Origin of the sequence: Streptomyces sp. SBT349 (assembly GCF_001083795.1) — a bacterium.
GTDB lineage: Bacteria > Actinomycetota > Actinomycetes > Streptomycetales > Streptomycetaceae > Streptomyces.
Map to the genome: position 1 here is coordinate 1 of NZ_LAVK01000035.1, position 17,057 is coordinate 17,057.

The window sequence follows — 17,057 nt, forward strand, 5'->3', positions numbered from 1 at the left end:
GGCTTGTGCGGGCCCCGTGCCGCCGCCCGGCGGAGCGGGGCCCTTGGCCGTCCGCTCGGCGCGGAAAGCGACCGCTCGGCGCGTGGTGCGGCGGACGCGGTGTCCTCGGGGTGTGACGCTCCTTACATTTCCGGGAGCACTTCCCTCGACAGGAGCCGGTGATGACGACGACGCACTCCGCGCCCGAAGGCGGCGACCCCCCTCCGCACTCCGGGGGGGCGACTCCAGGGCCGACGGGAGACCTGGAGGCCCGCTCCGCGACGATGCACGACGACCCGCGGTTCAAGGAGCTCCGCAGCAGGCTGCTGAGGTTCGTGATCCCGGCGAGCATCGCGTTCCTCGCCTGGTACCTGCTCTACGTGCTGATGTCCGCCTACGCGGAGGGCGTCATGTCGACCGAGGTCGTCGGCAGCGCGAACGTGGCGCTGTTCTTCGGTCTGCTCCAGTTCGTGACCACCTTCGGCATCGCGGTCCTCTACTCCCGCTACGCCAACCGCCGTTTCGACCCGCTGGCCGACGAGCTGCGCGACGAGCTGGAGGGCGGGCCGGCCGTGCCGGGCGCCCGTAAGGGGGAGGACGCATGATCACCCTTGCCGAGGAGAGCACCAACCAGGAACGGATGATCACCGTCATCCTGTTCGCCGTGCTGATCGCCATCACGCTGGGCGTGACGATCTGGGCCAGCCGGCAGACGAAGTCGGCGACCGACTTCCACTCCGGCGGCCGCGGCTTCACCGGCATCCAGAACGGGTTCGCGATCGGCGGCGACTACATGTCCGCCGCCTCGTTCCTCGGGATCGCGGGCACCATCGCGCTCTTCGGGTACGACGGCTTCCTGTACTCGATCGGCTTCCTGGTCGCCTGGCTGGTGGCGCTGCTGCTGGTCGCCGAGCTGCTGCGGAACTCGGGCCGGTTCACCATGGCCGACGTCGTCTCCTACCGGATGCGGCAACGCCCGGTGCGCACCGCGGCCTCGGTCTCCACGCTGACGGTGTCGATCTTCTACCTGCTGGCCCAGATGGTCGGCGCGGGCGCCCTGGTCGCGCTGCTGCTCGGCATCGAGGAGGGCCAGACCTACCTCGGGATGAGCGCGGACGTCGCCAAGATCGTCGGCATCGTCGTGGTCGGCATCCTGATGGTCACCTACGTGTCGTTCGGCGGCATGACCGGCACCACCTGGGTGCAGATCATCAAGGCCGTGATGCTGATGGGCGGCGCGCTGCTGGTCAGCCTGCTCGTGCTGTCGATGTACGACTTCAACTTCGGCTCGCTGATGAACGACGCGGCGGCATCGAGCGCGGCGGGTGACGCGTTCCTCGAACCGGGGCAGCGCTACGGCGTCGAGGTCGCGGGCGACGCCTGGCAGACCATGGTCAACAAGCTGGACCTGATCAGCCTCGGCCTGGCGCTGGTGCTCGGCACCGCGGGCCTGCCGCACATCCTGATCCGCTTCTACACGGTGCCGGACTCCAAGACCGCGCGGAAGTCGGTCAACTGGGCCATCGGCATCATCGGCACCTTCTACCTGCTCACCCTGATCCTGGGCTTCGGCGCCGCGGCGCTGGTCGGGCACGAGGCCATCACGGCGCAGAACCCCGCGGGCAACACGGCCGCCCCCCAGCTGGCCGAGGCGGTGGGCGACCACTTCGGCGGCGACTTCTGGGGCGCGGTGATGCTGGCGTTCATCGCGGCCGTCGCGTTCGCCACCATCCTCTCCACGGTCGCCGGGCTCACCATCGCCTCGTCGTCCTCGCTGGCGCACGACTTCTACAACAGCGTGCTCCGCAAGGGGCAGGCGACCGAGCAGGAGGAGGTGCGGGTCGCCAGGTTCGCCGCGATCGGCGTGGGCGTCATCTCCATCGTCCTGGCGGTCTTCGCGCAGAACCTCAACGTGGCCTTCCTGGTCGCGCTGGCCTTCGCGATCGCCGCCTCCGCCAACCTGCCGACGATCCTGCTCAGTCTCTTCTGGCGGCGGTTCAACACCAGGGGCGCGGTCGCGGGCATCTACGGCGGCCTGATCAGCTCGGTCGGTCTGGTGTTCTTCTCCCCGGTGGTCTCCGGCAAGGTGGACGCCGCGGGCAAGAACCTGGCGCTCTTCCCCAAGGACGTGGACTTCTCCTGGTTCCCGCTGGAGAACCCCGGCCTGGTGTCGATCCCGTTCGGTCTGCTCTGCGCCATCGTCGGCACGCTGACGTCCAAGGAGAGCGACCCGCGCCGTTACGCCACCCTCCAGGTCCGGGCCCTCACGGGCGCCGGTGCCGAACGCGCCACTACCCACTGAGGCGGCTTCCCTCAGCCGCCCGGTCGCCGGGAATCCCCGCCCGGCTTCCCCCCGCCCGGGGTCTTGAGCTTCCCCTCTCAAGGCCCCGGGCATCTCCGCGCCCGGCGGCGGGGGTGGCGTGTGCTGCCGTGCGCCGGGCCGCTCCGATGGCACGCTGGCGTGGTCAGGCGCGCACGACGACCAGGAGCCGAGGGAGCCGCACATGGCCAGGATCGCGATCTTCGGGGCGAACGGCGCCATCGGCAACCGCGTGGTGAGCGAGGCCCTGGAGCGGGGACACCTGGTCACCGCGGTGGTCCGCGACCCGTCGACGGTCAGCCGGACCCACCCCCACCTCTCCGTCGTCCCGGGCGACGTGCTCGACCCGGCCTGCGTCACCGCGGCGGCCGACGGGCAGGACGTGCTGGTCAGCGCGGTGGGCGGGCGCGACGGCGCGGGGGCGCAGGCGCTGCTGCGCCCCTCGGTCCAGGCGCTGGCGGCCGGGCTGCACGCGCTGGGTCCGCGGGCGCCGCGGCTGATCGTGGTGGGCGGCGCGGGCTCGTTGCGCACCAGGGACGGCCGCCCGCTGTGGGACACGCCGGGGATCCCCGACGAGGTGCAACGGGTCATGCGCGCGCACGGCGACGCGCTGGCCTATCTGCGGGAGGCGGCGGGGGAGTTGCGGTGGACCAGCCTCTCGCCGGCCGCCGACCTGGCGCCCGGCGAGCGGACCGGCGCGTACCGCACGGCCTATGACGAGCTGGTCGCCGACGACGACGGGGTCAGCCGGATCTCGACGGAGGACTTCGCGGTCGCCCTCGTGGACGAGATCGAGCGCAGCCGCCACGTCGGGCGGCGCTTCACCGTCGGGTACTGAGCGGCGTATGGCCCTTCCGGAGGGCATACGCGCCACGGCCGGGCCGGTCCTCGGGACGGCGTTGATCATGACCGCGGCCTCCTCCCGTGGGGACCCCGGCGCGAAGAGCGTGAACATGGGGGCAAGTTAGCCCCTCCCTCGGGGGGACTTTGTGTAATCGACTGACCGCACCCCGGGTTTCCCGTCACACTGAGCGCATGGAAGATCACCCCAAGAGCCCACCGCGCCATCTCACCTTCCGGGTCACACACCGGGACGACCCGGTCTCCGAGGTCATGGAGCAGGACGCCATGCGGGCCGCCGAGCGGTACCCCCACGTGATCGTCAGGGGGCCCGTCTTCGGGTTCGCCGAACAGCGGCCGGAGGACGGCCCGGCCTGGCGGCTTCTGAGTGATGTGGGGGACGGGTTCGCCCAGCACTCAAGGGACGGGCTCAACTCCTACCTCTGGTTCAAGGCCAAGGACGAGACCGCGCCGGGCGACCCGTACCGGGAGCAGCTGCTGGAGGCCGTCGCCCGCCTGGAGAACGAGCCGCTCAACGAGGTGCGGGTGGGGGAGATCCGCTACCGCATCGTCCGCGGCGACGAGTTCGCCCGCATCGGCGACGACGGCCTGGAGGGCCCCAGGCCCACCGACCCCGACGACCCCTCCCGCGACATCGGCGACCGCTCCCGCAGGGACAGCGCCAGCCGCACCAAGGGGTTCGTCATCGACCACGCCAGCCCCACCGGGATCATGGAGGGACTCCAGCGGATGGAGCTGCTGTCCCTGCACTACGAGGCGGCCCGCATCCCCGAGGACGTCCGCGAGGACTCGCGCCGCGCGCTGACCACCCACCCCGGTGTCGTCCTGCTGCCCGCGACCTTCACCTTCGCCGAGCGCAAGCCCACCTCCTGGGAGCCGATGGCCGCGCTCCAGTCCATGCCCCACGAGGCCCGCACCACGCTGTTCACCTACCTCTCCGAGTTCCTGCCGAAGCTGGAGCAGGGGGTCTCGGAGGAGGATGCCGAGCTCTACGCCCGCGCCGCGCAGGAGTACCGCGACGGCCCGGCGAGCGACGAACTGGAGGTGCTCGGCCGGAGGTTCCGCATCATCCGCGTCGAGCGCCTGATGCGGATCGGCCCGGACGGGCCCGAGACCCCGCGCCCCACCGACCAGGACCCCTATGGCCCGATGCAGATCCACCCGCCGCTCGCGGAGATCGAGGCATTCCACGCGGAGAACCGGCGGACCGGAACGGCCGGGGAAGCGGAGGGGGCCGGGGGGCTCGCGGTCGCGGACAAGAGGGGCGAAGCGGGGGAAAAGGCTCGGCGCGGAGGGTCCGACGCGGACGGAGAGTGAACGGGTCCCCTGCGAGACCTACTCGGTTCGCCCCCACTCGGCTAGCGTGCGGCCATGCTGGACCGGATGCGCCGAGGACGGACCGACGAGGGACTGACCGTTCGCGTGCTCACCGTGGTCCAGGAGATAGACGCCGACCTGCGCGACGGACTCGGCGGCCGGGGCGCGGCCTCCGCCGCCCGGCGGCTGCGCCGGCTGCTCGGCGCCGAGGCCGTCGTGCTCGCCGGCCTCGACGGACCCGTCGCCTGGGCCGGACCCGAGCCCGACCCCGACGAGCTCGCCGCCCTCCTCACCCAGACCTACGAACACGGCACCCCCGCCCAGCGCCCGCCCTGGTCGGCCGTCCCGCTGCTCGTCGCGGGCGAGCTGTCGGGCGCCCTGGCCGTGCGCGACGCGGCAGAGGCGGAGCTGGCCGCCGTCGCCACGCTCGTGGCCCGTTCGCTCGACCACGCCGCGCTGCGCCGGGCCCGCGGCCGGATCGTGCAGGCCGAGCTGCGCACGCTGCGCGCCCAGATCTCCCCGCACTTCCTGCACAACGCCCTCGCCGTCATCGGCGCCCGCATCCGCACCGACCCGGCCCGCGCCCGCACCCTGCTCAACGACTTCGCCGACTATCTGCGCTACAGCTTCTCGGCCCGCGGCGACTACGCGACCGTCGCCGACGAACTCCAGGCCATCCAGACCTACCTGGAGCTGCAACGCGCCCGCTTCGACGACCGCATGGAGCTCTCCGTGCGGATGGCTCCGGAAATCTTGCCGGTGGCCATCCCCTTCCTTGTCATTCAGCCGATCGTGGAGAATGCGGTACGGCACGGCCTGGAGCCCAAGCCGGGCCCCGGCGCCATCAGCGTCTCCGGCTTCGGCGAGGGACCGCTGTGCGTGATCGAGATCGAGGACGACGGGGTGGGCATGGAGCCCGAGTTCGCCCAGGCCATCCTGGGGGGCGCCGGGGCGGGCACGGTCGGGGTCTCGCCCGACACCGGGCGGGCGAGCGTGGGCCTCGCCAACGTCGACCAGCGGCTGCGGACCGTCTACGGCCCCGAGTACGGACTGGTCATCGAGACGGCCCCCGGGAGCGGCACCAAGGTCGTGATCCGGGTGCCGCGCTTCATGCGAGGGGTGGTGGCGAATTGACCGGTCAGGGGAACGGCCCGGGAGGCGGGCACGGAGGCGGCGTTGCCCTGCGCACCCTCGTCGTCGAGGACGAGTCCTCCACCCGCGAGGAGCTGGCGGACATGCTCGCCGCCCTGCCCGAGGTCCACGCCGTCAGCGAGGCCGACGGCGGCGAGGAGGCCGTCCGGCTGCTCGGCACCGAGGCGTTCGACGCCGTCTTCCTCGACATCTCCATGCCGGGCCTCGACGGCATGGCCGTCGCCCGCGTGCTCAGCATGCTCTCGGCCCCGCCCGCCATCGTCTTCGTCACCGCGTCGGAGCACCACGCGGTCGAGGCGTTCGGCATCGGCGCCACCGACTACCTGCTCAAGCCCATACGCCACGAGAGGCTGGCCGAAGCCGTCTCCCGCGCCTGCGCGCACCGCCGCCCGAGCCAGGGGCCCGCGGCCGCCGACGAACTGTCCGTCGTCCAGATCGAGACCGGGCGCCACACCCACTTCCTCCACCGCGACGACATCCAGTTCGCCGAGGCCCACGGCGACTACGTGCGGCTGCACACCGCCGAGGAGTCCCACCTCATCCGGCTCTCCCTCAGCTACCTCGAAGAGGTCTGGGCCCCCGCCGGCTTCGTCCGCGCCCACCGCGGCTACCTGGTCGCCATCCGCTGGGTCGACGACCTCCGCGTCACCAGCTCCTCCGGGCTGCTGGCCAGCACCCCGGCGGGCGACGTCCCGGTCAGCAGACGCCACGCCCGCGCCCTGAAGGAACGCCTGCTGGCGGCGGTCAGGGACGAGGCCAGATGAGCGTCGCACGCCAGGCCGCCCATCCGCGGATGCTCTTCGGTCTGCGCTGTCGCCTGGCGGGCGGAGAAGCGGGGGGAGGGAGATGAGCGGGCCGCGGCGGGTGCGCGTGACCAGTCCGCAGACGCGGATCGCGCTCTCGCGCGGCCACAGGCCCGCCCACCACCTGCTGCCCCAGCCCGTCCCCGGCTCGGCCGGCGCGGGCGAACTCGCCGAGGCCCGCGCCGTCTTCGCGCGCCAGCGGCGCCTCGCCCTGCGCACCCTGGCCATCCTCGGGCTCCTCCTGTTCGGGCTGAGCGGCCTGCTCGGGGCCCTGCCCTCGCTCGGCCGCGTCACCGTCGTCGGCGTCCCCGCCTCCTGGCTGCTGCTGATGGCGGCCAGTTACCCGTTGCTGCTGGTCATCGCCGTGCTGCACGTCCGCGCCGCCGAGCGGATCGAGAGACCGGGACGATGACCGCGCTGCTGGCGATCGGGCTGCTCTTCGCGGCGAGCATGGCCGTCGGCGTCTGGGGCGTGCGGACCACCCGCTCCACCACCCCCGACTTCCTCGTCGCCTCGCGCCGCGTCTCGCCCGGCTGGAACGCCATGGCCATCGCCGGCGAGTACGTCTCCGCCGCCTCGGTGCTCGGCCTCGCCGGCCTGATGCTCAAGAACGGCATCGGCACCCTGTGGTACGCCGTCGGCTTCACCGCGGGCTATGTCGCCGTCGCCGCGCTGGTGGCCGGGCCCATGCGCCGCTCGGGCGCCTACACCGTGCCCGACTTCGCCGACTACCGCCTCGGCTCCGAGAACATCCGCAAGCTCTGCGCGGTCATCGTCCTCGTCATCATGTGGCTCTACCTGGTGCCGCAGTTCAAGGGCGCGGGCGTGGTGCTCCACCTGGTCAGCGGCACCCCCTACTGGGTCGGCGTGGTCCTGGCCGGCCTCGTCGTGACCGCCTCCATCGCGGCGGGCGGCATGCGTTCCGCCACCTATGTGCAGGGCTTCCACTACGTGGTGAAGCTGCTGTTCATCGCCGTCCCCGCCATCTTCCTCGTCGCCCACGCCGGGGACGACGCCCGCGACGAGGCCCTGCGCATGGATGTCTCGCACTGGTCAAGGCCCCTGCTCGACCTGGAGAGTTCGGGCCAGCCGCTCCTGGCCACCTGGTCGGTGCTGCTCGCCACCACCCTGGGCGCCGTCGGCCTGCCGCACGTCATCATGCGCTTCCACACCAGCGCCTCCGCCTGGGTGGCCCGCCGCGTCGCGGTCGGGGTGATCGTGCTGCTCGGCGTCTTCTACCTCTTCCCCGCCGTCTACGGGCTGCTGGGCCGGGTGTTCACGCCCGAGCTGGTCCAGGGCGGCGACACGGACACCGTGACCGTCGTGCTGCCGGGGGAGATCGTGGGCGGCGGCTGGGGCTCGCTGCTGACGGCCCTGGTGGCGGCCGGGGCGTTCGCCGCGTTCCTCTCCACCTCCTCGGGGCTGCTGATGGCGCTGGCCGGCGGGCTCTCGCACGACCTGTCCCGGGCGAGCGTGCCGCGGCTGCGGCTCGCGGTGGCCGCGGGCGCGCTGGTCGCCGTCCTCCTCTCGCTGCCCGCCGAGAGCATCGACATCAACGTGGCCGTGGGGTGGGCGTTCGCCGTCGCCGCCTCGACGTTCTGCCCGCTGCTCGTCCTCGGCATCTGGTGGAGCGGCCTCACCGCGGCGGGCGCGGCGGCGGGCCTGGCGGCCGGGGTCTGCGCGGCGACGGGCGCCGCCCTGGCGTCGGTGCTGACCGATCCGGGGCCCGGCTGGCTCGTCGTGCTGCTCGCGCAGCCCGCCGCCTGGACCGTCCCGCTCGCGTTCGCCGTGATGATCGGCGTCTCGCTCCTGGGCCGCCCACCGGAGTGGGCCGAGCGCGCGGTACTCCGCCTGCACAGCCCGAGCGCGTGACAAACGTCACAGGCGAGGCCCATGGACCCGTGGGATCCGGGCCGATTGGCACCGGTGGTGGGCCTTGTGGCACACTGACCAGGTTGCTCGGTTGAGAGTCAATGCCGCGCGCCTCCCGCCGGGAGGACCGGAAGCGAGTCCCACTGTATTCGTCGCGCCATATATGCCCTGATCAGGGGCAGGGGCGGAAATACCGGGATCTTCCGGGAAGCGTGGGCGGGGCATCAGCCAGGCGCCTGGTGGAAGTTCTCCCCCCACTCCTCGCAGAGGAAACCTCCCGCTGCCCCGCGGCTGGGAGGCGCCCCCGTGGCGAAGTCTGGGAAAGAGTGCGACACACCCGACCGCGTGGGTCGGAGCTGTGGCAGGGAGGGGGCGGCCCCGGGAGTCAGAGCGTCAGACAGAGACAGGACGTAAGAAGCAGCCATGGCGGGACAGAAGATCCGCATCCGGCTCAAGGCCTACGACCACGAGGTCATCGACAACTCGGCGAAGAAGATCGTCGAGACGGTGACCCGCACGGGTGCGTCGGTCGCGGGCCCGGTGCCGCTGCCCACGGAGAAGAACGTGTACTGCGTCATCAAGTCGCCGCACAAGTACAAGGATTCTCGCGAGCACTTCGAGATGCGCACGCACAAGCGTCTGATCGACATCCTCGACCCCACCCCCAAGACCGTTGACTCGTTGATGCGCCTGGACCTTCCGGCCGGCGTCGACATCGAGATCAAGCTCTGAGAGGCGCGGAAGCGAGATGACCAAGCAGATCAAGGGCGTCCTGGGCGAGAAGCTCGGCATGACCCAGGTCTGGGACGACAACAACCGTGTCGTTCCCGTGACCGTGGTCAAGGCCGGGCCCTGTGTCGTCACCCAGGTGCGCACCAGTGACAGGGACGGCTACGAGGCCGTCCAGATCGCGTTCGGCGAGATCGACCCGCGCAAGGTGAACAAGCCCCTCAAGGGCCACTTCGCCAAGGCCGACGTCACCCCCCGCCGCCACCTGGTGGAACTGCGGACGCAGGACGCCTCCGAGTACACGCTCGGCCAGGAAGTCACCGCCGAGGTGTTCGAGTCGGGCGTCCGCGTGGACGTGACCGGCACCAGCAAGGGCAAGGGCACCGCCGGCGTCATGAAGCGCCACGGCTTCGCCGGCCTCGGCGCCTCCCACGGCACCCAGCGCAAGCACCGCTCGCCCGGCTCCATCGGCGGCTGCGCCACCCCGGGCCGCGTGTTCAAGGGCTTGCGCATGGCCGGCCGCATGGGCAACGAGCGCGTCACCACCCAGAACCTGACCGTCCACGCCGTTGACCCGGAGAAGGGTCTGCTGCTCATCAAGGGCGCGGTGCCCGGCCCCAACGGCGGCCTCGTCCTGGTCCGCACCGCGGCCAAGGGGGCCTGACCAAGCCATGAGTAAGAACATCGACATCCTTTCGCCCGCGGGCGAGAAGACCGGCACCGTCGAGCTCCCGGCGGAGATCTTCGACGCGAAGGTCAGCGTTCCGCTGATCCACCAGGTCGTCGTGGCCCAGCTGGCCGCTGCCCGCCAGGGCACCCACAAGACCAAGACGCGTGGCGAGGTCCGCGGCGGCGGCAAGAAGCCGTACCGCCAGAAGGGCACCGGCCGCGCCCGTCAGGGCTCGGTCCGCGCCCCGCAGTTCGCCGGCGGTGGCGTCGTGCACGGCCCCGTGCCGCGCGACTACAGCCAGCGGACCCCGAAGAAGATGAAGGCCGCCGCGCTCCGCGGCGCGCTCACCGACCGGGCCCGGTACGACCGCATCCACGTGGTCACCGGCGTCGTGGACGGCGACATCTCCACCCGGGCCGCCGGGACCCTGCTCGGCAAGATCAGCGACCGCAAGAAGCTGCTGCTGGTCGCCGAGCGCTCGGACCGGACCGCGTGGCTCTCCGCGAGGAACCTGCCGCGGGTCCACCTGATCGACCCGGGTCAGCTCAACACGTACGACGTGCTCGACGCCGAAGACGTGGTGTTCACCAAGGCCGCCTTCGACCGCTTCGTGGCCGGCCCCGCGGCCGCCACCGTCGCGCTCGACAAGAAGCCCGAAGGGAGTGACGCCTGATGAGTGAGACGCTCGTCGTCGCCGACATCTCGAGCAAGCACTTCCCGGACCCCCACGACATCCTGATCAAGCCCGTGGTGTCCGAGAAGAGCTACGCGCTCCTCGACGAGAACAAGTACACCTTCATCGTCGACCCGCGCGCCAACAAGACCCAGATCAAGCAGGCCGTCCAGGCGGTCTTCTCGGTCAAGGTCACCTCGGTGCACACCATCAACCGGCAGGGCAAGCGCAAGCGCACCCGCACCGGCTACGGCAGGCGCGCCAGCACCAAGCGCGCCATCGTGACCCTCGCCGAGGGCGACAGCATCGACATCTTCGGCGGGCCGATCGCCTCCTAGAGGCGTTGGCCCGTCCGATACCGGACGAGGACACAACATGGGAATCCGCAAGTACAAGCCGACGACTCCGGGCCGTCGTGGCGCCAGCGTCGCCGACTTCGTCGAGGTCACGCGGTCCACGCCGGAGAAGTCGCTGGTCCGCCCCCTGCACAGCAAGGGTGGCCGGGACAACGCCGGTCGCGTGGCCGTCCGCCACCAGGGCGGTGGCCACAAGCGCGCCTACCGCGTGATCGACTTCCGCCGGCACGACAAGGACGGCGTGCCGGCCAAGGTCGCGCACATCGAGTACGACCCGAACCGCACTGCCCGCATCGCGCTCCTGCACTACGCGGACGGCGAGAAGCGCTACATCATCGCGCCGGCCACCCTCAAGCAGGGCGACCGCGTGGAGAACGGCGCCACCGCGGACATCAAGCCGGGCAACAACCTGCCGCTGCGCAACATCCCGGTGGGTACCGTCATCCACGCCATCGAGCTCCAGCCGGGCGGCGGCGCCAAGTTCGCCCGTTCCGCCGGTGCCTCGGTCCAGCTGCTCGCGAAGGAGGGCCGCATGGCCCACCTGCGCATGCCCTCGGGCGAGATCCGGCTGGTCGACGTCCGCTGCCGCGCCACGGTCGGCGAGGTCGGCAACGCCGAGCAGTCGAACATCAACTGGGGCAAGGCCGGCCGGATGCGCTGGAAGGGCGTCCGGCCGAGCGTCCGCGGCGTCGTGATGAACCCCGTCGACCACCCGCACGGCGGTGGCGAGGGCAGGACCTCGGGTGGTCGCCACCCGGTCTCGCCCTGGGGCAAGAAGGAAGGCCGTACGCGCTCGCCGAAGAAGGCGAGCAACAAGTACATCGTCCGCCGCCGCAAGACGAACAAGAAGCGCTAGGAGCAGGGTGCGATGCCGCGCAGTCTGAAGAAGGGACCCTTCGTCGACGACCACCTGATCAAGAAGGTGGACGCTCAGAACGATTCCGGTTCCAAGAACGTCATCAAGACCTGGTCGCGCCGCTCGATGATCGTCCCGGCGATGCTGGGCCACACCATCGCGGTGCACGACGGCCGCAAGCACGTCCCGGTGTTCATCAACGAGTCGATGGTCGGCCACAAGCTCGGCGAGTTCGCGCCGACCCGCACCTTCCGCGGCCACGTGAAGGACGACCGCAAGTCGCGGCGGCGCTGAGCGGGGTGTGCAGATCATGACGGACTCCCCGACCAACACCGAAGGGACAACCATGGAAGCCAGGGCTATCGCGCGGTACATCCGCGTCACGCCCATGAAGGCCCGCCGTGTGGTGGACCTCATCCGGGGCATGAACGCCACGGAGGCTCAGGCCGTCCTGCGCTTCGCCCCGCAGGCCGCCAGCGTTCCGGTGGGGAAGGTGCTCGACAGCGCCATCGCCAACGCCGCGCACAACTACAACCACACGGACGTCGACGACCTCTTCATCAAGGAGGCATTCGTCGACGAGGGCCCGACCCTGAAGCGGTTCCGGCCGCGTGCCCAGGGGCGCGCCTACCGGATCCGCAAGCGGACGAGTCACATCACCGTGGTCGTCAGCAGCAAGGAAGGGACCCGGTAATGGGCCAGAAGGTAAACCCGCACGGGTTCCGGCTCGGCATCACGACCGACTTCAAGTCGCGCTGGTATGCCGACAAGCTCTACAAGGACTACGTCAAGGAAGACGTGGCGATCCGGCGCATGCTCACCCAGGGCATGGAGCGCGCGGGCATCTCCAAGGTGGAGATCGAGCGCACGCGTGACCGGGTCCGCGTCGACGTCCACACCGCCCGGCCGGGCATCGTCATCGGCCGCCGCGGCGCGGAGGCCGACCGGCTCCGGGGGAACCTGGAGAAGCTGACCGGCAAGCAGATCCAGTTCAACATCCTCGAGGTCAAGAACCCCGAGCTGGACGCGCAGCTGGTGGCCCAGGCGGTCGCCGAGCAGCTGTCCTCCCGCGTCTCCTTCCGCCGTGCCATGCGCAAGTCGATGCAGAGCACGATGAAGGCCGGCGCCAAGGGCATCAAGATCCAGTGCGGCGGCCGTCTCGGCGGCGCCGAGATGTCCCGCTCCGAGTTCTACCGCGAGGGCCGCGTGCCCCTGCACACGCTGCGCGCCAACGTGGACTACGGCTTCTTCGAGGCCCGCACCACCTTCGGCCGCATCGGCGTCAAGGTCTGGATCTACAAGGGCGACGTGAAGAACATCGCCGAGGTCCGTGCCGAGAACGCCGCCGCCCGCGCGGGCAACCGCCCGGCGCGCGGTGGCCCCGGTGGCGGCGACCGCCCGGCCCGTGGCCGTGGCGAGCGCGGCGGCCGTGGACGCAGGCCGCAGCAGCAGGGCGCGCCGGCCGCCGAGGCCCCCAAGGCCGAGGCACCCGCCGCCGCTCCCGCCGAGGGCGCGGGCTCCAACCGATCGACCGGCTCCGCCGGAGGGGAGGGCTGAGACCATGCTGATCCCTCGCAAGGTCAAGTACCGCAAGCAGCACCACCCCAAGCGGCGCGGTGCCGCCAAGGGTGGCACCGAGGTCGCCTTCGGCGAGTACGGGATCCAGGCCGTCACCGGCGCCTATGTGACCAACCGGCAGATCGAGGCCGCACGTATCTCGATGACCCGGCACATCAAGCGTGGCGGCAAGGTGTGGATCAACATCTACCCCGACCGCCCGCTGACCAAGAAGCCCGCCGAGACCCGCATGGGTTCCGGCAAGGGCTCGCCGGAGTGGTGGATCGCGAACGTCAAGCCCGGACGCGTGATGTTCGAGCTCTCCTACCCCAACGAGAAGATCGCTCGTGAGGCGCTGATCCGCGCCGCGCACAAGCTTCCGATGAAGTGCCGGATCGTCCGGCGCGAGGCAGGTGAGGCGTGATGGCAGCCGGTACCAAGGTCACCGAGCTGCGGGAGCTGAACAACGAGGAGCTCGTTGTGAAGCTGCGCGAGGCGAAGGAGGAGCTGTTCCGGCTCCGATTCCAGGCGGCGACCGGTCAGCTGGAGAACAACAGCCGGCTGAAGGCCGTCCGCAAGGACATCGCCCGGATCTACACCGTGATGCAGGAGCGAGCGCTCGGCATCGAGACGGTGGAGCCCGTCGCCGAGGCGGTGGAGAACGCCTGATGAGTGAGAAGACTGTGACTGAGACGATTGAGCGCGGCCGGCGGAAGACCCGGGAGGGTCTTGTCGTCAGCGACAAGATGGACAAGACCGTCGTCGTCGCTGTCGAGGACCGTGTCAAGCACGCCCTGTACGGCAAGATCATCCGCCGCACGAGCAAGCTCAAGGCGCACGACGAGCAGAATGCCGCCGGCGTCGGTGACCGCGTTCTTCTGATGGAGACCCGTCCGCTGTCCGCGACCAAGCGCTGGCGCGTCGTGGAGATTCTGGAGAAGGCGAAGTAACCAATGATCCAGCAGGAGTCGCGACTGCGCGTCGCCGACAACACGGGTGCGAAGGAGATCCTCTGCATCCGCGTTCTCGGCGGATCCGGGCGCCGCTACGCGGGCATCGGTGACGTCATCGTGGCCACCGTCAAGGACGCGATCCCCGGTGGCAATGTGAAGAAGGGCGATGTCGTCAAGGCGGTCGTCGTGCGCGCCGTCAAGGAGCGCCGCCGGCCCGACGGCTCGTACATCCGCTTCGACGAGAACGCCGCCGTCATTCTCCGGAACGACGGCGACCCGCGTGGCACCCGCATCTTCGGCCCGGTGGGCCGTGAGCTGCGCGAGAAGAGGTTCATGAAGATCATCTCTCTCGCGCCGGAGGTGCTGTGAACATGAAGATCAAGAAGGGTGACCTGGTCCAGGTCATCACCGGCAAGGACAAGGGCAAGCAGGGCAAGGTCATCGTGGCCTTCCCCCGCGAGGACCGCGTCCTGGTCGAGGGTGTCAACCGGGTCAAGAAGCACGTCAAGGCCGGCACGACCCCCCGGGGTTCCAAGACCGGCGGCATCATCACGACCGAGGCCCCGGTCCACGTGAGCAATGTCGCGCTCGTGGTGGAGAAGGACGGCAAGAAGGTCACCACCCGTATCGGATACCGCTTCGACGACGACGGCAACAAGATCCGCGTTGCCCGCCGGACCGGTGAGGACATCAAATGACCACTGCCACCGCCACCGCGATCCCGCGTCTGAAGGCGCGGTACCGCGAGGAGATCACCGGCAAGCTGCGCGACGAGTTCGCCTACCCGAACATCATGCAGGTGCCGGGCCTGACCAAGATCGTGGTCAACATGGGTGTGGGCGACGCCGCCCGCGACTCCAAGCTGATGGAGGGCGCCGTGCGCGACCTCGCCACGATCACCGGCCAGAAGCCGACCGTCACCAAGGCCAGGAAGTCCATCGCGCAGTTCAAGCTGCGCGAGGGGCAGCCGATCGGCGCCCATGTGACGCTGCGCGGTGACCGGATGTGGGAGTTCCTGGACCGGCTGCTGTCGTTGGCGCTGCCGCGTATCCGTGACTTCCGGGGCCTGTCGCCCAAGCAGTTCGACGGCCGGGGCAACTACACCTTCGGTCTCACGGAGCAGGTCATGTTCCACGAGATCGACCCCGACCGCATCGACCGGGTCCGGGGCATGGACATCACCGTGGTCACCACGGCGAACACCGACGACGAGGGCCGTAGCCTGCTGCGCCACCTCGGATTCCCGTTCAAGGAAGCGTGAGCAGCCGAGATGAGTGCTGTGGATCTGAACAAGGAGGCCTGAGCAGCTATGGCGAAGAAGGCTCTGATCGCCAAGGCCGCCCGCAAGCCCAAGTTCGCCGTGCGTGGCTACACGCGCTGCCAGCGGTGCGGTCGGCCCCACTCCGTGTACCGCAAGTTCGGCCTGTGCCGCGTGTGCCTGCGTGAAATGGCGCACCGCGGCGAGCTGCCGGGCGTCACCAAGAGCTCCTGGTAAACACTGCTACGCCGTAGGTCCCGTGCGTGTGCGTGTCCGAGAGGACCGCGCAGGCGAGGAAACCCCGGCGAGAGAGGCCCAAGGTCGTTATATGACCATGACCGATCCGATCGCGGACATGCTGACCCGTCTGCGGAACGCGAACTCGGCGTATCACGACAACGTCGCGATGCCGCACAGCAAGATCAAGTCGCACATCGCGGAGATCCTCCAGCAGGAGGGTTACATCACCGGGTGGAAGACCGAGGACGCCCAGGTGGGCAAGCACCTCGTGCTGGAGCTGAAGTACGGCCCCAACCGCGAGCGTTCGATCGCCGGCATCAAGCGGATCTCCAAGCCGGGCCTGCGGGTCTACGCGAAGTCCACGAGCCTGCCGAAGGTGCTCGGCGGCCTCGGGGTGGCGATCATCTCCACCTCGAACGGCCTGCTGACCGACAAGCAGGCGCAGAAGAAAGGCGTGGGTGGGGAAGTCCTCGCCTACGTCTGGTGACGGAAGGGAACGGAGGAAGAGCATGTCACGCATTGGCAAGCAGCCGATCCAGATTCCCGCCGGTGTGGACGTCACCATCGAGGGACGCACGGTCGCGGTGAAGGGCCCCAAGGGAGCCCTGTCGCACACCGTCGCGGCGCCCATCGAGGTCGCCCGTGCCGAGGACGGCACCATCCTGGTGACCAGGCCCAACGACGAGAACAAGAACCGCGCTCTGCACGGACTGTCCCGCACCCTGGTGAACAACATGATCACCGGTGTGACCCAGGGCTACGTGAAGAAGCTGGAGATCAGCGGCGTCGGCTACCGTGTCCAGGCCAAGGGCTCCAACCTGGAGTTCTCGCTGGGCTACAGCCACCCGATCCTGATCGAGCCCCCGGAGGGCATCGCCTTCAAGGTCGAGAACGCCACGCGCTTCAGCGTCGAGGGCATCGACAAGCAGAAGGTCGGCGAGGTCGCGGCGAACATCCGCAAGCTGCGCAAGCCGGACCCGTACAAGGCCAAGGGCGTCAAGTACGAGGGCGAAGTCATCCGCCGCAAGGTCGGAAAGGCTGGTAAGTAGGCCATGGCATACGGTGTCAAGATCGCCAAGGGCGACGCCAGGAAGCGCGCGGCGGCCAAGCGCCGCCACGTGCGCATCCGCAAGAAGATCTCGGGTACGTCCGACCGCCCGCGCCTGGTCGTGACGCGTTCCAACCGCCACATGGTGGCGCAGGTCGTGGACGACACCATCGGGCACACGGTCGCGTCGGCGTCCTCGCTTGACGTGTCCATCCGAGGCGTCGACGGCGACAAGAGCAACAAGGCCAAGCAGGTCGGTGCGCTGGTCGCCGAGCGGGCCAAGGCCGCAGGCGTCGAGGCCGTTGTGTTCGACCGCGGCGGCAGCAGGTACGCCGGACGGGTCGCCGCACTGGCCGACGCCGCCCGCGAGGCGGGGCTCAAGTTCTGAGCCGGTCCCGTCACTGAATCGAGAG

General features: G+C 70.1%; 26 protein-coding genes. All 26 read left to right on the plus strand.

Features of this window, described 5'->3' with window-relative positions; all coding sequences use genetic code 11:
* Positions 1 to 161: 161 nt before the first annotated feature.
* Positions 162 to 584, plus strand: coding sequence for a DUF485 domain-containing protein (locus ADY01_RS06875; RefSeq protein ID WP_049567327.1), 423 nt, complete (start codon positions 162 to 164; stop codon positions 582 to 584).
* Positions 581 to 2,281, plus strand: a complete 1,701-nt coding sequence (locus ADY01_RS06880; protein ID WP_049567330.1) for a cation acetate symporter — start codon at positions 581 to 583, stop codon at positions 2,279 to 2,281. Before ADY01_RS06875 ends, ADY01_RS06880 begins: the two co-directional genes overlap by 4 nt.
* Positions 2,282 to 2,483: 202 nt before the next feature.
* Positions 2,484 to 3,137, plus strand: coding sequence for an NAD(P)-dependent oxidoreductase (locus tag ADY01_RS06885; protein WP_049567333.1), 654 nt, complete (start codon positions 2,484 to 2,486; stop codon positions 3,135 to 3,137).
* Positions 3,138 to 3,334: 197 nt separating this feature from the next.
* Positions 3,335 to 4,477 (plus strand): DUF5954 family protein, encoded by a 1,143-nt coding sequence (locus ADY01_RS06890; protein ID WP_063784141.1) that lies wholly within the window; start codon positions 3,335 to 3,337, stop codon positions 4,475 to 4,477.
* A gap of 54 nt (positions 4,478 to 4,531) precedes the next feature.
* Entirely contained in the window at positions 4,532 to 5,611 is a 1,080-nt protein-coding gene (locus ADY01_RS06895) for a sensor histidine kinase (protein WP_234320114.1), read from the plus strand.
* Positions 5,608 to 6,393: a LytR/AlgR family response regulator transcription factor gene (locus ADY01_RS06900; RefSeq protein WP_234320116.1), complete on the plus strand. Its 786-nt coding sequence runs from the start codon at positions 5,608 to 5,610 to the stop codon at positions 6,391 to 6,393. The genes ADY01_RS06895 and ADY01_RS06900 overlap by 4 nt, the downstream gene beginning before the upstream one ends.
* 82 nt (positions 6,394 to 6,475) lie before the next feature.
* A complete protein-coding gene (locus ADY01_RS06905) occupies positions 6,476 to 6,844 on the plus strand; it encodes a hypothetical protein (RefSeq protein ID WP_049567335.1) in 369 nt (122 codons plus the stop codon).
* Positions 6,841 to 8,304, plus strand: a complete 1,464-nt coding sequence (locus ADY01_RS06910) for a cation acetate symporter (protein ID WP_049567338.1) — start codon at positions 6,841 to 6,843, stop codon at positions 8,302 to 8,304. Before ADY01_RS06905 ends, ADY01_RS06910 begins: the two co-directional genes overlap by 4 nt.
* A 423-nt stretch (positions 8,305 to 8,727) precedes the next feature.
* The gene (rpsJ, locus tag ADY01_RS06915; protein ID WP_016473429.1) at positions 8,728 to 9,036 is read left to right on the plus strand and encodes a 30S ribosomal protein S10; all 309 of its coding nucleotides are present in this window, start codon (positions 8,728 to 8,730) and stop codon (positions 9,034 to 9,036) included.
* 16 nt (positions 9,037 to 9,052) lie between these two features.
* Positions 9,053 to 9,697: a 50S ribosomal protein L3 gene (gene rplC / locus ADY01_RS06920; protein ID WP_049567345.1), complete on the plus strand. Its 645-nt coding sequence runs from the start codon at positions 9,053 to 9,055 to the stop codon at positions 9,695 to 9,697.
* A 7-nt stretch (positions 9,698 to 9,704) separates the two neighbouring features.
* Positions 9,705 to 10,376: a 50S ribosomal protein L4 gene (gene rplD / locus ADY01_RS06925; RefSeq protein ID WP_049567348.1), complete on the plus strand. Its 672-nt coding sequence runs from the start codon at positions 9,705 to 9,707 to the stop codon at positions 10,374 to 10,376.
* The gene (gene rplW, locus ADY01_RS06930) at positions 10,376 to 10,714 is read left to right on the plus strand and encodes a 50S ribosomal protein L23 (protein ID WP_049567351.1); all 339 of its coding nucleotides are present in this window, start codon (positions 10,376 to 10,378) and stop codon (positions 10,712 to 10,714) included. Before rplD ends, rplW begins: the two co-directional genes overlap by 1 nt.
* Positions 10,715 to 10,751: 37 nt before the next feature.
* Complete coding sequence (gene rplB / locus ADY01_RS06935) at positions 10,752 to 11,588, plus strand: 50S ribosomal protein L2 (RefSeq protein ID WP_049567354.1); 837 nt, start codon at positions 10,752 to 10,754, stop codon at positions 11,586 to 11,588.
* A gap of 12 nt (positions 11,589 to 11,600) precedes the next feature.
* The gene (gene rpsS, locus ADY01_RS06940) at positions 11,601 to 11,882 is read left to right on the plus strand and encodes a 30S ribosomal protein S19 (RefSeq protein WP_049567356.1); all 282 of its coding nucleotides are present in this window, start codon (positions 11,601 to 11,603) and stop codon (positions 11,880 to 11,882) included.
* 52 nt (positions 11,883 to 11,934) lie between these two features.
* Positions 11,935 to 12,282: a 50S ribosomal protein L22 gene (gene rplV, locus ADY01_RS06945; RefSeq protein ID WP_049567463.1), complete on the plus strand. Its 348-nt coding sequence runs from the start codon at positions 11,935 to 11,937 to the stop codon at positions 12,280 to 12,282.
* Positions 12,282 to 13,145 (plus strand): 30S ribosomal protein S3, encoded by an 864-nt coding sequence (gene rpsC, locus ADY01_RS06950; protein WP_049567360.1) that lies wholly within the window; start codon positions 12,282 to 12,284, stop codon positions 13,143 to 13,145. Before rplV ends, rpsC begins: the two co-directional genes overlap by 1 nt.
* A gap of 4 nt (positions 13,146 to 13,149) precedes the next feature.
* The gene (gene rplP / locus ADY01_RS06955; protein WP_049567363.1) at positions 13,150 to 13,569 is read left to right on the plus strand and encodes a 50S ribosomal protein L16; all 420 of its coding nucleotides are present in this window, start codon (positions 13,150 to 13,152) and stop codon (positions 13,567 to 13,569) included.
* Entirely contained in the window at positions 13,569 to 13,814 is a 246-nt protein-coding gene (rpmC, locus tag ADY01_RS06960) for a 50S ribosomal protein L29 (RefSeq protein WP_049567367.1), read from the plus strand. The genes rplP and rpmC overlap by 1 nt, the downstream gene beginning before the upstream one ends.
* On the plus strand, positions 13,814 to 14,095 hold the full coding sequence (gene rpsQ, locus ADY01_RS06965; protein ID WP_049567370.1) for a 30S ribosomal protein S17: 282 nt from the start codon (positions 13,814 to 13,816) through the stop codon (positions 14,093 to 14,095). The genes rpmC and rpsQ overlap by 1 nt, the downstream gene beginning before the upstream one ends.
* A gap of 3 nt (positions 14,096 to 14,098) precedes the next feature.
* The gene (gene rplN / locus ADY01_RS06970) at positions 14,099 to 14,467 is read left to right on the plus strand and encodes a 50S ribosomal protein L14 (RefSeq protein ID WP_049567372.1); all 369 of its coding nucleotides are present in this window, start codon (positions 14,099 to 14,101) and stop codon (positions 14,465 to 14,467) included.
* A gap of 2 nt (positions 14,468 to 14,469) precedes the next feature.
* Complete coding sequence (rplX, locus tag ADY01_RS06975) at positions 14,470 to 14,796, plus strand: 50S ribosomal protein L24 (RefSeq protein WP_049567376.1); 327 nt, start codon at positions 14,470 to 14,472, stop codon at positions 14,794 to 14,796.
* The gene (gene rplE / locus ADY01_RS06980) at positions 14,793 to 15,359 is read left to right on the plus strand and encodes a 50S ribosomal protein L5 (RefSeq protein WP_049567378.1); all 567 of its coding nucleotides are present in this window, start codon (positions 14,793 to 14,795) and stop codon (positions 15,357 to 15,359) included. Before rplX ends, rplE begins: the two co-directional genes overlap by 4 nt.
* Before the next feature lie 48 nt (positions 15,360 to 15,407).
* Positions 15,408 to 15,593: a type Z 30S ribosomal protein S14 gene (locus ADY01_RS06985; RefSeq protein ID WP_049567381.1), complete on the plus strand. Its 186-nt coding sequence runs from the start codon at positions 15,408 to 15,410 to the stop codon at positions 15,591 to 15,593.
* Positions 15,594 to 15,684: 91 nt separating this feature from the next.
* Entirely contained in the window at positions 15,685 to 16,083 is a 399-nt protein-coding gene (gene rpsH, locus ADY01_RS06990; RefSeq protein WP_049567385.1) for a 30S ribosomal protein S8, read from the plus strand.
* 22 nt (positions 16,084 to 16,105) lie between these two features.
* Positions 16,106 to 16,645, plus strand: coding sequence for a 50S ribosomal protein L6 (gene rplF, locus ADY01_RS06995; protein ID WP_049567386.1), 540 nt, complete (start codon positions 16,106 to 16,108; stop codon positions 16,643 to 16,645).
* Between the two features lie 3 nt (positions 16,646 to 16,648).
* Positions 16,649 to 17,032 carry a 50S ribosomal protein L18 gene (gene rplR / locus ADY01_RS07000; RefSeq protein ID WP_049567389.1) on the plus strand — a complete coding sequence of 128 codons (384 nt, stop codon included), beginning with the start codon at positions 16,649 to 16,651 and terminating at the stop codon, positions 17,030 to 17,032.
* Positions 17,033 to 17,057 lie beyond the last annotated feature (25 nt).

Bases quoted from the DNA above. Each gene is read 5' to 3' on its own strand.
- rpsQ (WP_049567370.1), top strand. From the start codon at position 13,814: ATGAGTGAGAAGACTGTGACTGAGACGATTGAGCGCGGCCGGCGGAAG.
- rplF (WP_049567386.1), top strand. From the start codon at position 16,106: ATGTCACGCATTGGCAAGCAGCCGATCCAGATTCCCGCCGGTGTGGAC.
- ADY01_RS06890 (WP_063784141.1), top strand. From the start codon at position 3,335: ATGGAAGATCACCCCAAGAGCCCACCGCGCCATCTCACCTTCCGGGTC.
- rpsC (WP_049567360.1), top strand. From the start codon at position 12,282: ATGGGCCAGAAGGTAAACCCGCACGGGTTCCGGCTCGGCATCACGACC.
- ADY01_RS06880 (WP_049567330.1), top strand. From the start codon at position 581: ATGATCACCCTTGCCGAGGAGAGCACCAACCAGGAACGGATGATCACC.
- rplV (WP_049567463.1), top strand. From the start codon at position 11,935: ATGGAAGCCAGGGCTATCGCGCGGTACATCCGCGTCACGCCCATGAAG.
- rplB (WP_049567354.1), top strand. From the start codon at position 10,752: ATGGGAATCCGCAAGTACAAGCCGACGACTCCGGGCCGTCGTGGCGCC.
- rplC (WP_049567345.1), top strand. From the start codon at position 9,053: ATGACCAAGCAGATCAAGGGCGTCCTGGGCGAGAAGCTCGGCATGACC.
- rpsH (WP_049567385.1), top strand. From the start codon at position 15,685: ATGACCATGACCGATCCGATCGCGGACATGCTGACCCGTCTGCGGAAC.
- ADY01_RS06985 (WP_049567381.1), top strand. From the start codon at position 15,408: ATGGCGAAGAAGGCTCTGATCGCCAAGGCCGCCCGCAAGCCCAAGTTC.
- ADY01_RS06910 (WP_049567338.1), top strand. From the start codon at position 6,841: ATGACCGCGCTGCTGGCGATCGGGCTGCTCTTCGCGGCGAGCATGGCC.
- rplN (WP_049567372.1), top strand. From the start codon at position 14,099: ATGATCCAGCAGGAGTCGCGACTGCGCGTCGCCGACAACACGGGTGCG.
- ADY01_RS06885 (WP_049567333.1), top strand. From the start codon at position 2,484: ATGGCCAGGATCGCGATCTTCGGGGCGAACGGCGCCATCGGCAACCGC.
- rpmC (WP_049567367.1), top strand. From the start codon at position 13,569: ATGGCAGCCGGTACCAAGGTCACCGAGCTGCGGGAGCTGAACAACGAG.
- ADY01_RS06905 (WP_049567335.1), top strand. From the start codon at position 6,476: ATGAGCGGGCCGCGGCGGGTGCGCGTGACCAGTCCGCAGACGCGGATC.
- ADY01_RS06895 (WP_234320114.1), top strand. From the start codon at position 4,532: ATGCTGGACCGGATGCGCCGAGGACGGACCGACGAGGGACTGACCGTT.
- ADY01_RS06875 (WP_049567327.1), top strand. From the start codon at position 162: ATGACGACGACGCACTCCGCGCCCGAAGGCGGCGACCCCCCTCCGCAC.
- rpsJ (WP_016473429.1), top strand. From the start codon at position 8,728: ATGGCGGGACAGAAGATCCGCATCCGGCTCAAGGCCTACGACCACGAG.
- rplX (WP_049567376.1), top strand. From the start codon at position 14,470: ATGAAGATCAAGAAGGGTGACCTGGTCCAGGTCATCACCGGCAAGGAC.
- rplW (WP_049567351.1), top strand. From the start codon at position 10,376: ATGAGTGAGACGCTCGTCGTCGCCGACATCTCGAGCAAGCACTTCCCG.
- rpsS (WP_049567356.1), top strand. From the start codon at position 11,601: ATGCCGCGCAGTCTGAAGAAGGGACCCTTCGTCGACGACCACCTGATC.
- rplP (WP_049567363.1), top strand. From the start codon at position 13,150: ATGCTGATCCCTCGCAAGGTCAAGTACCGCAAGCAGCACCACCCCAAG.
- rplR (WP_049567389.1), top strand. From the start codon at position 16,649: ATGGCATACGGTGTCAAGATCGCCAAGGGCGACGCCAGGAAGCGCGCG.
- rplE (WP_049567378.1), top strand. From the start codon at position 14,793: ATGACCACTGCCACCGCCACCGCGATCCCGCGTCTGAAGGCGCGGTAC.
- rplD (WP_049567348.1), top strand. From the start codon at position 9,705: ATGAGTAAGAACATCGACATCCTTTCGCCCGCGGGCGAGAAGACCGGC.